Below are 15,471 nucleotides of genomic sequence, written 5' to 3'. Positions count from 1 at the left end.
AAATATTTCGATGCCTGTTCAAATCTTCTCTATTTGCAAAAAAATCGCCTCCTCTCACCTACATGAGAGGAGGCTGTATACTATAAGTTTTATTTACTTGAAGTTAATAGTACGGTAGATAATTACTGCTGCTTCAGCACGGGTAGCTGTATCGTTCGGGTTGAACTTGCCAGCATTTCCGATAACCAGGTTGTGGCTTGCTGCAAACGCTACGCCATCTCTTAGGGATGCGCTGATCTTAGCAGCATCAGAGAATTTGCTGATTGCAGTAGAATCCGTTTTTGCATCAGGATTGATAGATTTCAACGCACGGGAGATCATTGTTGCCATTTCTGCACGTGTAATAGTTGCATTAGGATCAAATTTGGCCGCACTGCGTCCAGTGATAATCCCTTTTTCTGCTGCAACTGCTACATATGGTGCATACCAAGCTGTTGAACTTACATCGCTAAAGCTTTGTACAGCAGAGTTGTTTTCCAGGTTAAGCGCACGAATCAACATTTTGGAGAACTCAGCACGAGTTACGTTGTTCTTCGGTGCAAATTTACCTGCTCCGACTCCTTCAATCGCACCTTTAGCAGCTACGACTTGAATTTGTCTACCAGCCCATGCTTGTACAGCAGCAATATCATTAAAGGAGACTTTATTCTCAAGTACTGCGTAAGAAGAGAATGTATCACGTGGTTCTACGATGAAATCTCCATCAAGAACTCCACCTTGGAATTGCAGGTCGCCGTATACAAGTTTACCAACAGAAAGCAATTCTTTATCAAGACCATCAGTATTCTTAAGTGGCAGTTTGATAGTAATTGGTTGTTTAAATGTACTTTGTACTACACCGTTCACACTAAGTGTGAATTCATACACATCCGAAGCCAATTTCAGCTTGGTAACGGAAGTTACAACTTCTGGTTTAGCTGTAGTTACTGTCAATGAAATTGCTGTGCTGAATTGGCTTACAGGAATCGTTACAGTTACACCGTTGAAAGTAACGGCGATATTCGCAATACCTTTAGCTTTTGCAGCTTCAATAATGGCTTGGGAAAGTGGAACTTCAACTGTAGTAGCGTTTACTGTTCCCAGATTTAGGGTCAAAGTAAGACCAGTTTTACCAGGGTTCGCTGCAACCAGCTTATCAAATTCTTTAATTACATCAGCATCAACCAATTTCAAGGTTGCTTTACCGTCAACAATGCTTACGAGCTTGGATACATCGTAGATTCCTGGAGTTTGAACAGGAGCTACAGGCGTTGTAACACTTCCACTCCCACTGCCACCGCTACCAGGACCGACTCCGCCGCCAGTACTAAATCCATAAGCTTTAACGTAAGCAACAGCAAGTGATTTTGCCGCAGGTTTTGCGGATTTAATATTATTGTTCAGGTTTTTCAATGTTTGCTTAACATCATTAGCAGTAACTCCAAGCTTGTTCAAAGCCTGACTTACTGTAAGAGCTCCTGCACCTGTAGTGTGGTTCATCACTTTCGCAATGGCTTCATCCAACAAAGTCTCGTAACCAGATTCAGATGTAAGAATTGCCAACAAATCTGCTGATGACTTGTTACCTACCAGTTCACGAAGTTCTGTTTCAATACTGCTCAAGAATTCAGCAACACTATCAACAGTAAGTCCAGACACACCCGCTTTAGCTGCAATTTTGCTTACCAAAGCAATGTTTTTGTCATCGTTACGGATCACTTGGATTCCGGAGAAGTCATTTCCATAGACATCGTAGACTACACTAGTAACGCTTTGGAACAATTTAAGTGATGTTTTTGTTTCTTCTCCATCCAGTGAAAGCTTGTTCAGTACTGGAGCAAAAATTTCTGTAAATTCTTTCTCACTCAGTGCTGCAACCTCAGTCTTCAAATTGTAAAGATAAACTGCATCTGTTGCGGTCAATTGTTTGTAAACAGCAAGAACCTTATCCTTAACTGCTGCACTGCTACTAACTGTAGCCGCAGATGCTGTGCCTACTGCTCCAAGGCTTCCCAACGGAAGACCCGCTACGGATGCTGCTACCATACTTGCTGCTAATGTTGATACTACTAGTTTCTTTTTCAAAGTCACTAAATATCCACCTCTTCTTATGTATTAAAATACTGTACTACCATAGACCTAGAACAATTCGCCCAAATGCTACGCTATTACGTATAGCATTAAATCACCCAATAAAACCCATTCTACCACTATTAGGTAGATTAGTCAGCCCTTTCGGAAAAAAAATCCAAACAATTTTTGTCGGTTTCCCCTTGTTTGTACGTGTTTTCCATGAATAACCTCGCCATTGGTCATAATTTGCTGAGCATTGCCGCGAACATAGTCACGCATCTCAGGGCCTAATTCTTTCTCCATAACCACATAAGCAGCGTTTAATCCAAAAGGACGATGAACACTGTCATGTGCATCAGAGGCCAACACATGTACTGCATTTCTACGGCATAGCTCCAGCGACAATCTCTGTAGCTTATTCCCGAAAACGCCTGCAAGACTCTGTGCGGTTACCTGTCCAAGTGATCCTAGCTCTATCAATCTCTCTAGTTTAGAAGGATCAGCAGCTATTTCAGCATTGCGCTCCGGATGGGCGATGACCGGAACGAACCCTTGAATGATCAGCTCGTGGCAGATTTCTTCCATGTTACGTGGTACTCGTGAAGAAGGCATTTCCAGTAAAATATACCGCGAATCTGCAAGACTCAGCAGTTCCCCCCGCTCCAGATCATTCAGCAGATCACCGTAGATACGGATCTCTTGACCTGAAAGAACAAGCAGTGGATTACCAGCCTGACGAAGTCTTTCATTCATCAGCTCCACAGCTTCTTTAATCTTGGGGGCGTTATTCATATATTGACCGTTGGCATGATGTGGCGTGGCGATGACTGAAGTAATCCCTTCTCTGTGGGCGTCTTGCGCCATGGCAAGAGCAGCTTCCCAATCAGAGGCTCCGTCATCCAAAAAGGGTAAGATGTGGCAGTGAATATCTATCATATGTTATCTATCGGTCCTTTTCCATAGAAATTTTAGTTTTATCAACAAAAAAATACAACCATTCCCTCCAGGAATGGTTGCTTGATTGTAAATGAGTTCATATCTTACGCTTCGGTTGACTCCTCTTGCTGAGATTCATTTGCTATCATTTCAGCATCCTCTGAATCCGGAGATTCATTCTCAGAAGGGCGAATATACCCATCGATTAAGCCCCAAAGCTCGTCTTTGCCGAGACCAATTTCCGAGGAGAATGGAATAAAATTATCCCCTGGCAGCACGCCCAGCTCCTGCTTCATGGTCTTGATATGCTTTTGCCAGCGTGTCTTCGGAATTTTATCCGCTTTGGTCGCTACAACACACATAGGAAGATCATAATGCTTCAACCAGTCGAACATCATCTTATCATTGCTGGTAGGCGAATGCCGCAGGTCCACAATAAGCAGAACAAGCTTCAACGTATCGCGCTCAGAGAGGTATTTCTCAACCATTTTACCCCACACCGCGCGTTGTGTCTTGGAGACTTTGGCATACCCGTAACCTGGAAAGTCAACAAAATACATGCTGTCTTCATTGATACGGTAATAGTTCATGTGTTGTGTCTTACCAGGCGTGGAGCTTGTCCGAGCCAGATTCTTACGGTTAATCATTCGGTTAATGAGGGAAGACTTCCCCACATTGGAACGCCCTGCCAGAGCAACCTCTGGCAAGGAATCATCAGGGTACTGATCAGGGCCAACGGCACTGATAATAAATTCGGCAATATTAACTTTCATAGGACTTCCTTTCTAATGCACACTACTCGGTGGCTCACTGCTAATTTCATTATGATGCTCAACTAACGCATGATGCAAGACCTGATCCATATTAGATACAGGTACGAACTCAACATCATTACGTACGCTCTCAGGAATATCTTTCAAATCCCGTTCATTGTCTTTGGGAAGAAGGATCTTTTTATATCCAGCTCGGTGAGCCGCAAGGGATTTCTCTTTCAATCCACCAATTGGCAGTACACGTCCCCGCAAGGTGATTTCACCTGTCATCGCCACATCCTTCGAAACATAACGTTTCGTGAGCGCGGAGATCAATGCGGTTGCAATCGTAATCCCTGCAGACGGACCATCCTTCGGAATTGCACCTTCCGGGATATGGATATGAATATCAATCTTCTCATAAAAATCGGGCTGGAGCCCCAGCTCCTCCGCCTTCGAACGAGTATAGCTGAATGCTGCCTGTGCCGACTCCTTCATTACATCGCCAAGCTGTCCGGTAAGGGTTAGTTTACCTGTTCCCTGCACAACCGTAACTTCGATCAGCAGTGTATCTCCACCGACCTCAGTCCAAGCTAGCCCAGTGACCGTACCGATCTGATCTTCAAGCTCAGCCATACCGTAACGATATTTAGAAGCCCCAAGATAATCCTTGATGTCGTCAGGAAGAATGACCACTTTCTCTTTTTCCTCAGACACGATTTGTTTCGCAGCTTTGCGGCATAATGCTGCAATCTGCTGCTCTAAATTACGCACACCGGATTCACGGGTATATTCGCGGACAATGCGTAATAAACTATCGTCTTCGATAATCAGTTGATCTTCTGCAAGACCGTGGTTTTTCTTCTGCTTAGGCAATAGATAACGGCTGCCGATTTGCAGTTTCTCCAGTTCCGTATATCCCGGAATGAACAGCATTTCCATTCGATCCAGCAAAGGACGCGGAATATTATGCACTACGTTCGCTGTTGTTACAAACATTACGTTCGACAAGTCGAACGGCAGCTCTACAAAATGATCACTAAACGTGTTGTTTTGTTCTGGATCCAACACCTCAAGCAGCGCTGAAGATGGATCTCCACGGAAATCCGCAGCCATCTTATCGATTTCATCCAATAGGATAACCGGATTAATCGTACCCGCCGTCTTCATGCCTTGGATAATCCGGCCCGGCATCGCACCTACATAAGTCCGGCGATGTCCTCGAATCTCCGCCTCATCACGTACACCACCTAACGAGATACGGACGAACTTGCGGTTGAGCGAGCGGGCGATGGAACGAGCCAGTGAGGTTTTCCCCACCCCCGGAGGACCTACAAGACATAAAATCGGACCCTTAAGCTTCTTAACCAGCTGCTGAACAGCCAAATATTCCAATACCCGTTCCTTCGGTTTTTCCAAACCGTAGTGATCCTCATCAAGTACCTGCTCGGCCTTTTTGATGTCAAGATCATCCTCTGTCTGTTCACTCCAAGGGAGACTAAGCAGCCAATCTACATAGTTGCGAATGACGCCGCCTTCCGCAGAGCTGACTGGCATTTTTTCCAGCCGATCGATTTCTTTCTCCATCTTTTCTTTCACACGTTCTGGAACATTTTTCTCTTCCATTAGCGTCCGCAGCTCTTCCGCTTCTCCTACCCGGCCTTCCTTCTCGCCGAGTTCTTTCTGGATCGCTTTCATTTGCTCACGCAAATAATATTCCTTCTGCGTCTTTTCCATCTGTTTTTTGACACGTTGATTGATCTTACGTTCAAGCTCCAGCACTTCACGCTCATTATTAAGAATATCAAGAAGCTTCTCCAGCCGTTTACTAACATCAATCGTCTCGAGAATTTCTTGCTTATCCTTAATTTTTAGCGATAAATGACTCGTAATGACATCCGCAAGTCGACCAGGCTCTTCTATATCGGATACAGCAGCGAGGGTCTCTGGGGTCACTTTTTTGGATAACGTAATATAGTGTTCGAACTGATTGAGTACTGTACGCATCAGCGCGTCACATTCTTGATCGCTATCTTCATCTTCCGGCAGCTCACGCGCCATAACCTCATAGTACTCATCATTATCGATATAATTAATAATTTCGGCCCGTTCTACACCTTCAACCAGTACACGTATCGTACCGTTTGGAAGCTTCAGCATTTGCCGCACATTGGCGACAGTACCGACCCGAAAAATATCGTCCTGACCTGGCTCTTCAATATTCACTTCCGACTGGGAACAAAGAAGAATCAAATTATCTTCAACCATAGCTTTCTCTAGCGCCCGAACTGACTTCTCACGGCCCACATCCAAGTGAAGAACCATGCTTGGGTACACAAGAAGCCCTCTTAGCGGCAATAAAGGAAAACGACGACCTTTTGTTTTATTTGTCATCATCGCTTTCGCACCTCCCATGGCTCTCAATTAATCTCATATGCATTCATTCTAACAAAAGCAGCCCCAAAACACCAACAGAGTCCTTAGATTTCAAGAAGAACCGACTTGCTTTTCCATAAATAGAGACAACGTTCTTGTAGCATTTAAAAAGGAAGCAGCAGAATTGCCTGCAGCCTCCTTTATTTTACAGCGACAAATCTCACCTTATTCTTCGAATTAGGGATCAATTTAGTTTAACCCTTTGCAGATTCACCAGCGGCATCGGCCTTCAGGAGCGAAGGTGCAGCGGAGAACAGCTCTCCAGCAACTGCAGGCAGCCTTACATCAGCTGTATCGGCACCGAACAGATGACGGAACACCTCTTCTACTGTTTCCATTGGAATAACGCGTAATGGCGCAAGGTCAGCGAAGAGAGACTGCCAGTTTTCTTTTGGAATAAGCACTGTAGTGGCTCCAGCTTGAAAAGCAGCTTCCACTTTGGCAATTACACCACCCACTGGCTTGACTCGTCCATGGATGCCTATCTCACCTGTGATCGCTACAGTGTTATCCACGGGAAGTCCACGAATAGCAGATACGATTGCTACTGCCATCGCCACCCCTGCCGAAGGCCCGTCAATCGGTGTTCCACCTGGAAAATTCACATGTAGATCATAACGATCGGGCTCCAGATTCATCGTACGCAGTACGGTCAATACATTCTCAACCGAGCCCTTTGCCATACTTTTTCTCCGAATCGTGCGGGAGCCTCCACCGATCTCTTCTTCATCCACCACACCTGTCACGTTCAGTCTGCCCTGGCCGTTCACAGCAGGCGCTGCGGAGACTTCGATTTCGAGCAGAGTACCCATCCCCGGTCCATACACGGCAAGACCATTGACTAATCCAATCTGCGGTGCCGAAGGAATCTTGCGTTCCGTACGCAGCGGAAGCTGGCTGCTGCCCGCTACCCATTCCACATCAGCAGCATTTAGTGTATCTCTCTGTTCAGTTAAAGCTAATCCGGCAGCCAGTTGAATCATATTAACTGCTTCCCGGCCGTTGGTTGCATACTGCTGCACCACAGTGACAGCTTCCGGACTTGGTTTAAGCCCGATTTTCTGTATCGCGTCACGCGCGATGACGGCAATCTCATCCGGCAGCAGCGGGCGGAAATAAATCTCCATGCAGCGCGAACGCAATGCAGGTGAAATCTCATCCGGAGAACGCGTAGTAGCGCCAACTAGCCGGAAATCAGCAGGCAATCCATTTTGAAAAATATCATGAATATAAGCCGGAGTATTATTATCCTCCGAATTATAATAAGCGCTCTCTAGCAGTACCTTCCGGTCCTCAAGCACTTTAAGCAGCTTATTCATCTGAATGGGGTGAAGCTCTCCTATCTCATCCAGAAAAAGAATCCCGCCATGCGCCTTAGTCACCGCTCCCGGTTTCGGCTGTGGCACGCCCGCCACCCCCATGGCTCCTGCACCCTGGTAAATAGGATCATGCACAGAGCCGATCAACGGGTCAGCAATACCACGCTCATCAAAACGAGCGGTAGTGGCGTCAATCTCTGTGAATTTGGCGTCACTTTTAAAAGGAGAAAGCACATTCTTTTTCGCCTCTTCCATGACAACACGCGCTGCCGCAGTCTTGCCCACTCCCGGCGGACCATAAATAATCACATGCTGCGGATTAGCGCTGCAAAGTGCGGCTTTCAGGGCGCGCAGCCCATCTTTTTGCCCGACAATATCTCCAATAGAAGCCGGACGTGTTTTCTCCGACAATGGTTTAGTTAATGTAATCATCCGCATTTTCCGTAACTTGTCCAGTTCCTTGCGCGACTCTCGTTCCACCGCTGTCTTATTTGTCTTCTGACCCCGCAGCAGATTCCAAAAGTATACGCCGATAACCAGCGCGAAAAAGAGCTGCACGATCATCACAACTATACTTAATTCCATAGGTCATCCTCCTGTTTCGTTCAGTCTACCTTTCCACCCTTGGCTACTATTAGGTAGTATAGCCGTTTCGGTAATTAGTAAACGCGAATTTGAGGATTTGTTGAATTGTTGCAGTAGGATAGACTCTGATAATTAACTATAAGGGCAATAATGAGTGTGGGGAGTGCAAATGTAGCTTATGTAAATTTTAAAAAGGAGATTGTTGAGGTGGTTAGAAAGGAGATTGGAGAAGAAGGAATGCGGAGAAATGCGGAGAAATGCGGAAAATCGCGGAGAAATACGGGAGAGATTAGTGGAAAGGGAATTTGAGGAACTGTGGTGATATGTCGAGCCGTTGAACTTAGTAACTGAGGATCGTGATCGATGCTATGTAGGGTGAGGAACCTAATTCTGCGACTTTACAGCTAAGGGTGAGGAAGTTGGGAGTTTCCTGTAGATGTTAGTTAGTTGAGTTCGTCGAGGTACTTTTAGAAGCTGAGTTACTCTAGAAACTGAGTCAACTGGGACGGTGAGCTACTTCTAGAGGTTGAGTCAGCTGGGAATGGTGAGCTACTTCTAGAGGCTAAGTCAGCTGGGCACGGTGAGTTACTTCTAGAGGCTAAGTCAGCTGGGCACGGTGAGCTACTTCTAGAGGCTGAGTCAGCTGGGCACGGTGAGTTACTTCTAGAGGCTAAGTCAGCTGGGGACGGTGAGCTACTTCTAGAGGCTGAGTCAGCTGGGCACGGTGAGTTACTTCTAGAGGCTAAGTCAGCTGGGCACGGTGAGTTACTTCTAGAGGCTAAGTCAGCTGGGCACGGTGAGTTACTTCTAGAGGCTAAGTCAGTTGGGCACGGTGAGTTACTTTTAGAGGCTAAGTCAGTTGGGGACGGTGAGCTACTTCTAGAGGCTGAGTTAGTTAAGTTCGGGGGACTACCTCTAAGACGCAGAGTTAACTTAGTTTGCTGAACGTATGAGTTTGTATCTTCTATGTTCGTAGAAACAACCTATTTAGTACAAAATCTAAGTATCATTGGTACCCAGCCAAATAATTAGGGAAATACTCCCTATTTATCAGTAATTCACGACCTTTCAACTGCTAATTAGGGAAATCCTCCCTGATTATCGGTAAAATCACACATAATGAGGGAAATGCTCCTTTTATTAGGGAGTTTTTCCCTAAAAAGCTCGATTTTGAGCCATAATCGGCTTATTTCAGGGAGAATTTCCCTAATTGTTGCGTTTCAATTCATAACCGACTTCACATCAAGCTCCCTCACATACCTTCTTTTCAAATCCCCACCTTCAGCAAAAGTCATGGCCAAAATTGTTACGCCTATATGATCAGCCCCATCAAACCACTTCAGCTACACCTGCTCCATCAGCCAATTTTACTACTTTATCCGTTTCAACATTAGCTACGTCATCTACACCAGTTACATCAGCTACACCAGTTACATCAGCTACAATGGCACCAACAACTCCATAAGTTACACCAGTTATATCAATTACATTGGCTAAACCTTTGCATCATTTACTTCTATATTAACAACTTCCATCATATAGGCTCCATCAACCATCAACCATCAACCATCAACCATCAACCATCAACCATCAACCATCAACCATCAACCATCAACCATCAACCATCAACCATCAACCATCAACCATCAACCATCAACCATCAACCATCAACCATCAACCATCAACCATCAACCATCAACCATCAACCATCAACCTTTACAATTATCAATCCCAGTAATAGAGAACATCACGAGCCAGCTTATACTCAACATTTTTGACGCCGATTCCCCTTTTTATGGGGGTTAGCCAGCCTTTTTCACAGAGACTCTTTAGCATCATGCGTACTGTTTTAGGATCTAGCGTGAAATAATCAGCTACCTCTTTAGGACGTATTATCCCAGCGTTTCGTACCACTAAACGCATGATTTCCTTCTCAGCGATTAGCAGCCTGTCACGTGGCGCATCTAAAATTTGGTAGCGGCTTAACGCCAAACGCAGCAGTGTAACACATAACTCAGGGCGCTGTTCAACATCATCATAGGCAAATGAAATTACTTGATAACCCATTCCGTACAGAAAAGTTTCACGATTTAGCTCATTACAATACTTCAGCCTATCCATGTCTCTTACATGAGCTGCATACCCTTTAATCTCAAACAAGAGCTTGATCGGCCCCGGCAAAAAAGCAAAATCAGCAAAATAAGCCCGTCTCTGTAAATCCAGCACCTCATACTCCGGATGAAGATCATTGAAGTCACCACGAAGCGGCCACCAGACGTTCTGCAAAAATAATTTTTCTGCGTGGCCATGACCTCTCTCCAGCCTCCCCCGCCGTTCGCCCGTTCTGTTTGCAAGATGATGCGCAATAAATTTTTCATGGGCTTGTTCATAGTTCATGTTTACTCATCCCTTCCTCCAAAATAAGAATAAACGCAAAAAAAACGCCCCATGGGCCCCGGATTTACCGGAGCTGCACAGGGCGTTCTTCGCCACGTATTATTAACGAATTATATATTCGTAAAAGACCAAGTTACTTCGACTGCACCGGAGGTGCAAGGTTAGCGTGGGCGCGGCCTGGGATTTCGCCCGTTGCCTCGTAAGCCACCACGATCGCATCAATTTCCTTTTTCAGCTCGTTCACGAGTTCAGCTTCAGGCACTTTACGGATCATTTGTCCGTAACGGAAAAGCAAACCTTCCCCACGAGCGCCAGCAATACCGATATCTGCTTCACGTGCCTCACCAGGACCATTAACAGCACAGCCAAGGACAGAAACTTTAATAGGCACCTTAAGCTTCGAAATATATTCTTCCACCTCATTAGCGATGGAGAAAAGATCGATATCCAGTCGTCCGCAAGTCGGACAAGAGATCAGCGTCGCCGCGTTAGAGATCAGACCAAACGTCTTCAGCAGCTCACGCGCCACCTTAACCTCTTCAACCGGATCGGCACTAAGCGAGATACGCAGGGTGCTGCCGATGCCCATAGAGAGCAGTGCACCGATACCAGCGGAGCTTTTCACTGTACCCGCAAACAATGTGCCGGATTCTGTAATCCCCAAGTGTAGCGGATAAGGAATGACTTCCGCAGCCTGACGATAAGCTTCGATGGCCATTGGCACATCTGATGCTTTTAGAGAGACGATAATGTCGTGGAAATCCAGTTCCTCCAGAATACCAATATGGTATAACGCACTTTCTACCATGGCTTCTGGGGTTGGGTATCCGTATTTCTCCAAAAGGTGATTCTCCAAAGAACCAGCATTTACACCAATACGAATCGGAATCCCTTTTTCTTTACATGCTTTAACTACCGCTTCTACCTTTTCGCGGCGACCAATGTTCCCCGGATTAATCCGTACCTTATCGATGCCGTTCTCAATAGCCATCAACGCTAGCTTATAGTTGAAATGAATATCCGCTACGAGTGGGATATGAATCTGTTTCTTGATCTCCTTGATTGCGGCAGCCGCCTCTTCATTGTTGACAGTTACGCGTACCAGCTGGCAGCCTGCTTCCTCAAGCCGCAATATTTCAGCTACAGTAGCCTCCACATCAGCGGTTTTGGTTGTACACATGCTTTGAATCGCAACCTCGTTGTTTCCCCCAATAATGAGCCCGCCAACATTGACAGGACGGGTTTGGTGTCTCAAGAACATGATTTTTCTCCCCCATAACGCCAAAGCTCCACCCCTTCGCTCCCGCTAATGTGAAGCGGGATAAGCGGAAGAAAGGTGGAGACTGTGACATGTATTGTTAAGGAAAAGCGGCTTACGCGCTTTCCTCTTTCTTCTTGTCTTTCTTAAGGTTGAGCTCAGGCAAAGCTTTCTCCTGAACGACCTGTTCCGTGATCACACAATCCTTAATATCATCGCGTGAAGGAACTTCATACATCACATCGAGCATGATGCTCTCAATAATCGCGCGCAGTCCACGGGCTCCCGTATTACGTTTGATCGCTTCCTTGGCAATTGCTTCGAGTGCCAATGGTTCGAACTTCAACGCTACGTTGTCCATTTCCAGCAGCTTGATATATTGTTTAGTGAGTGCATTCTTAGGCTCGGAAAGGATACGTACAAGCGTATTCTCATCAAGCGGCTCCAAAGTCGAGATGACTGGCAGACGGCCTACAAATTCAGGAATAAGACCGAATTTGAGCAAATCTTCAGGCAATACCATCGACAAATATTCGCCAGGCTTAAGATCCTTTTGTCCTTCAACTGCTGCGTTGAAGCCAATGATTTTTTTACCGATACGGCGTTTAATCATTTGCTCCAGACCGTCAAAGGCACCGCCAACGATGAACAGGATGTTCGTCGTGTCGATCTGAATAAACTCCTGGTGAGGATGCTTACGTCCGCCCTGCGGAGGCACAGAAGCAACAGTTCCTTCCAGAATCTTCAGAAGCGCTTGCTGTACACCTTCGCCGGAAACGTCACGAGTAATGGACGGATTCTCGGATTTACGTGCTACTTTATCAATTTCATCAATATAGATAATGCCGCGTTCGGCTTTCTCCACATCGTAATCTGCAGCTTGAATGAGTTTGAGCAGAATGTTCTCAACATCCTCGCCAACATAACCAGCTTCCGTTAAGGAAGTAGCGTCTGCAATAGCAAAAGGAACGTTGATAATCTTCGCCATCGTTTGTGCTAACAAGGTTTTACCAGAACCTGTTGGACCGAGCAAAAGGATATTACTCTTCGTCAGCTCAACATCTTCGATCTTGCTTTGGCTGTTCACGCGCTTGTAGTGGTTATAAACCGCTACAGAAAGAGATTTCTTCGCTTGCTCTTGACCGATTACATATTGATCCAAAATATCACGAATTTCCTTTGGTTTTGGAATATCCTTCAGATCAAGCTCTTCCTCATGACCGAGCTCTTCTTCCACAATTTCCGTGCAAAGCTCGATACATTCGTCACATATATAAACGCCCGGTCCTGCTACAAGCTTACGAACCTGCTCTTGTGATTTACCGCAAAAAGAACATTTCAATTGCCCTTTTTCATCATTAAATTTAAACATCTAACCACCCCTTTAAGATTTCATCGGTGAAGAAAGAACCTGGTCAATAAGCCCATATTCCTTGGCTTCTTCCGCGCTCATGAAGTTATCGCGGTCTGTGTCCCGTTCGATTTTTTCAAGGGGCTGACCTGTGCGATCTACATAAATTTGATTCAGCTTCTGTCTCGTCTTGAGGATCCAGTCAGTGTGAATCCAAATATCAGACGCTTGACCTTGAACACCGCCGAGCGGTTGATGAATCATAACTTCGCTGTTGGTCAGCGCATATCTTTTGCCCGGAGCCCCAGCTGTTAGAAGGAGCGATCCCATGCTTGCTGCCATCCCTACACAAATGGTTGAAACATCCGGTTTGATATATTGCATCGTATCGTATATACCCATGCCGGCTGTTACTGAACCACCGGGTGAGTTGAGGTACAAGTGAATGTCCTTCTCGGGATCATCTGCTGCCAAAAACAGCAATTGAGCAATAACCAGATTGGCGACATCATCGTCAATCGCACTGCTTAAGAAAATGATGCGATCCTTGAGCAATCTGGAATAGATATCGTACGAACGTTCTCCACGACTTGTTGATTCCACAACCATTGGTACCAGACTCATGCCACCAACCTCTTTTCTCTGTACAGATTAGTCTTATCGTTTCAGAAATATTTTAACACGTTCACGGCGCGATGTCATTTTTTCACTACAGTGGACAGTCCGCTGCTTGTGAATTGTGACGTTACCGCCCCTATTACCTTATTGCCATACGTTCATACGGATACCTATGTAGTCACATATATTTGCGGCCGAGGATAAAAATAAGGCACGTAACGAAACTTACGTGCCTTATCATATCTGTATGGAGGCCGTGTAACTGGCCGTTCTAGGTAGTGTCAAGCTAAAACGCCTTCGGCGTCCTTTTAAGGACGGTAAGCGTTTATGCGAGAATTATAAGAATAAAGTATAAAGTGAAACTTATACCTTCTTATAATTTTAAAATATCCTACTCAGCTTTAGTGTCTTCAGCAGCTGGTGCTTCTTCTACTGCTTCAACTTCTACACTATTGCTAACAAGGAAATCAATGGTTTTACGCAACGAAAGCTCTTCGCTCAAGCTGCCCAGTGAACCGTTAGCTGCCAAGATGCTGCGGATTTCTTCTGGAGTACGTTTGTAAGCTTCAGCCATAGTAGCCAACTCTTCGTTAACTTCTTCTTCGGAAACTTCAATGTTCTCTTGTTTTGCGATAACTTCCAATACCAGGTTGTTGCGAACGCGTTTTTCAGCATCGCCTTTCATTTGGTTCTGCAAGTCTTCACGAGTTTGGCCGGAGAAGCTAAGGAACATATCCATGTTCATGCCTTGTTGACGAAGACGAGTGTCGAAGTCACGAACCATATTCTCAACTTCACTGTTGATCATAGCTTCAGGGATTTCAACTTCAGCGTTAGCTGCTGCTTTATCAACAACTGCATTCTCACGAAGGCCTTTCAGTTCTTCCTCTTTACGGGATTCGAGCTGAGCCTTCAAATCTGCTTTGTACTCATCCAAAGTTTCGAATTCACTTACATCTTTAGCGAACTCATCATCGAGTGCAGGAAGTTGTTTGCGTTTGATTTCGTGCAGCTTCACTTTGAATACTGCTTTTTTACCCGCAAGGTTCTCTGCATGGTATTCATCAGGGAAAGTAACTTCAACATCTTTGAAATCTCCAGTAGCCATTCCTACCACTTGCTCTTCGAATCCTGGAATGAAGGAGTTGCTGCCAAGCTCAAGAGAGTGACGTTCAGCTTTTCCGCCTTCAAACGGTACATCATCAACATATCCGTCAAAATCGATTACAGCGATGTCGCCGTTAGCTGCTGCTTCTTCTTCAACTACTACAAGCTCAGCATGACGTTCTTGCAGACGAGCAAGTTCAGCACTCAACTCTTCTTCAGTCACTTCAGCTTTTTGTACTGGAACTTCCAGACCTTTGTAATCGCCGAGCTTCACTTCAGGTTTAACCGTGATCTTCGCTTTGAAGATAAAGGATTGGCCTTTAGCAAATTGCTCAATATCAACTTCAGGACGGTCTACAGGGAAGATGTCAGTTTGTTCAACTGCTTCACCGTAAGCTTCAGGAAGAAGAATGTCGATTGCATCTTGGTACAAGCTTTCTACACCAAAACGGGATTCAAAGATCGGCCGAGGTACTTTACCTTTACGGAAGCCTGGTACGTTAGCTTTTTTAACGACTTTGTTAAAAGCTTTATCAAGTGCTGCTGTTACGCGTTCTGCGTCTACTTCTACTTCAAGAACTCCAAGGTTCTTCTCTATTTTTTCCCATGTTGCTTTCATATTATACTTTTCCCTCCAAAATATAGGTTCACAAGTTTACT

At 45.3% G+C, this 15,471-nt stretch carries 10 protein-coding genes; all 10 read right to left on the bottom strand.

Features of this window, described 5'->3' with window-relative positions:
• Positions 1 to 93: 93 nt before the first annotated feature.
• Entirely contained in the window at positions 94 to 2,070 is a 1,977-nt protein-coding gene (locus MHH49_RS15990) for an S-layer homology domain-containing protein (protein WP_341138265.1), read from the bottom strand.
• Positions 2,071 to 2,205: 135 nt separating this feature from the next.
• Complete coding sequence (locus MHH49_RS15985) at positions 2,206 to 2,988, bottom strand: tyrosine-protein phosphatase (protein ID WP_076274665.1); 783 nt, start codon at positions 2,986 to 2,988, stop codon at positions 2,206 to 2,208.
• A gap of 104 nt (positions 2,989 to 3,092) precedes the next feature.
• The gene (yihA, locus tag MHH49_RS15980; protein WP_036685063.1) at positions 3,093 to 3,761 is read right to left on the bottom strand and encodes a ribosome biogenesis GTP-binding protein YihA/YsxC; all 669 of its coding nucleotides are present in this window, start codon (positions 3,759 to 3,761) and stop codon (positions 3,093 to 3,095) included.
• 12 nt (positions 3,762 to 3,773) lie between these two features.
• Complete coding sequence (gene lon, locus MHH49_RS15975) at positions 3,774 to 6,137, bottom strand: endopeptidase La (RefSeq protein WP_076129428.1); 2,364 nt, start codon at positions 6,135 to 6,137, stop codon at positions 3,774 to 3,776.
• A 233-nt stretch (positions 6,138 to 6,370) separates the two neighbouring features.
• Positions 6,371 to 8,080 carry an ATP-dependent protease LonB gene (lonB, locus tag MHH49_RS15970; RefSeq protein ID WP_038573063.1) on the bottom strand — a complete coding sequence of 570 codons (1,710 nt, stop codon included), beginning with the start codon at positions 8,078 to 8,080 and terminating at the stop codon, positions 6,371 to 6,373.
• 1,725 nt (positions 8,081 to 9,805) lie between these two features.
• Positions 9,806 to 10,477: a BlaI/MecI/CopY family transcriptional regulator gene (locus tag MHH49_RS15965; RefSeq protein ID WP_076224631.1), complete on the bottom strand. Its 672-nt coding sequence runs from the start codon at positions 10,475 to 10,477 to the stop codon at positions 9,806 to 9,808.
• Positions 10,478 to 10,610: 133 nt separating this feature from the next.
• Positions 10,611 to 11,738, bottom strand: a complete 1,128-nt coding sequence (gene ispG / locus MHH49_RS15960) for a flavodoxin-dependent (E)-4-hydroxy-3-methylbut-2-enyl-diphosphate synthase (protein WP_036685055.1) — start codon at positions 11,736 to 11,738, stop codon at positions 10,611 to 10,613.
• Between the two features lie 112 nt (positions 11,739 to 11,850).
• Entirely contained in the window at positions 11,851 to 13,107 is a 1,257-nt protein-coding gene (gene clpX, locus MHH49_RS15955; RefSeq protein WP_036685052.1) for an ATP-dependent protease ATP-binding subunit ClpX, read from the bottom strand.
• A 12-nt stretch (positions 13,108 to 13,119) separates the two neighbouring features.
• On the bottom strand, positions 13,120 to 13,710 hold the full coding sequence (gene clpP / locus MHH49_RS15950) for an ATP-dependent Clp endopeptidase proteolytic subunit ClpP (RefSeq protein ID WP_076129430.1): 591 nt from the start codon (positions 13,708 to 13,710) through the stop codon (positions 13,120 to 13,122).
• Positions 13,711 to 14,095: 385 nt separating this feature from the next.
• The gene (gene tig / locus MHH49_RS15945) at positions 14,096 to 15,430 is read right to left on the bottom strand and encodes a trigger factor (RefSeq protein ID WP_036685045.1); all 1,335 of its coding nucleotides are present in this window, start codon (positions 15,428 to 15,430) and stop codon (positions 14,096 to 14,098) included.
• Between the last annotated feature and the right edge of the window lie 41 nt (positions 15,431 to 15,471).

It is taken from the genome of Paenibacillus sp. FSL F4-0122 (genome assembly GCF_038002845.1).
Taxonomy (GTDB): domain Bacteria; phylum Bacillota; class Bacilli; order Paenibacillales; family Paenibacillaceae; genus Paenibacillus_AQ; species Paenibacillus_AQ odorifer.
This window is presented reverse-complemented; position numbering and strand designations above follow the sequence as displayed.

Bases quoted from the DNA above. Each gene is read 5' to 3' on its own strand.
- MHH49_RS15985 (WP_076274665.1), bottom strand. From the start codon at position 2,988: ATGATAGATATTCACTGCCACATCTTACCCTTTTTGGATGACGGAGCC.
- yihA (WP_036685063.1), bottom strand. From the start codon at position 3,761: ATGAAAGTTAATATTGCCGAATTTATTATCAGTGCCGTTGGCCCTGAT.
- lon (WP_076129428.1), bottom strand. From the start codon at position 6,137: ATGATGACAAATAAAACAAAAGGTCGTCGTTTTCCTTTATTGCCGCTA.
- lonB (WP_038573063.1), bottom strand. From the start codon at position 8,080: ATGGAATTAAGTATAGTTGTGATGATCGTGCAGCTCTTTTTCGCGCTG.
- MHH49_RS15965 (WP_076224631.1), bottom strand. From the start codon at position 10,477: ATGAACTATGAACAAGCCCATGAAAAATTTATTGCGCATCATCTTGCA.
- ispG (WP_036685055.1), bottom strand. From the start codon at position 11,738: ATGTTCTTGAGACACCAAACCCGTCCTGTCAATGTTGGCGGGCTCATT.
- clpX (WP_036685052.1), bottom strand. From the start codon at position 13,107: ATGTTTAAATTTAATGATGAAAAAGGGCAATTGAAATGTTCTTTTTGC.
- clpP (WP_076129430.1), bottom strand. From the start codon at position 13,710: ATGAGTCTGGTACCAATGGTTGTGGAATCAACAAGTCGTGGAGAACGT.
- tig (WP_036685045.1), bottom strand. From the start codon at position 15,430: ATGAAAGCAACATGGGAAAAAATAGAGAAGAACCTTGGAGTTCTTGAA.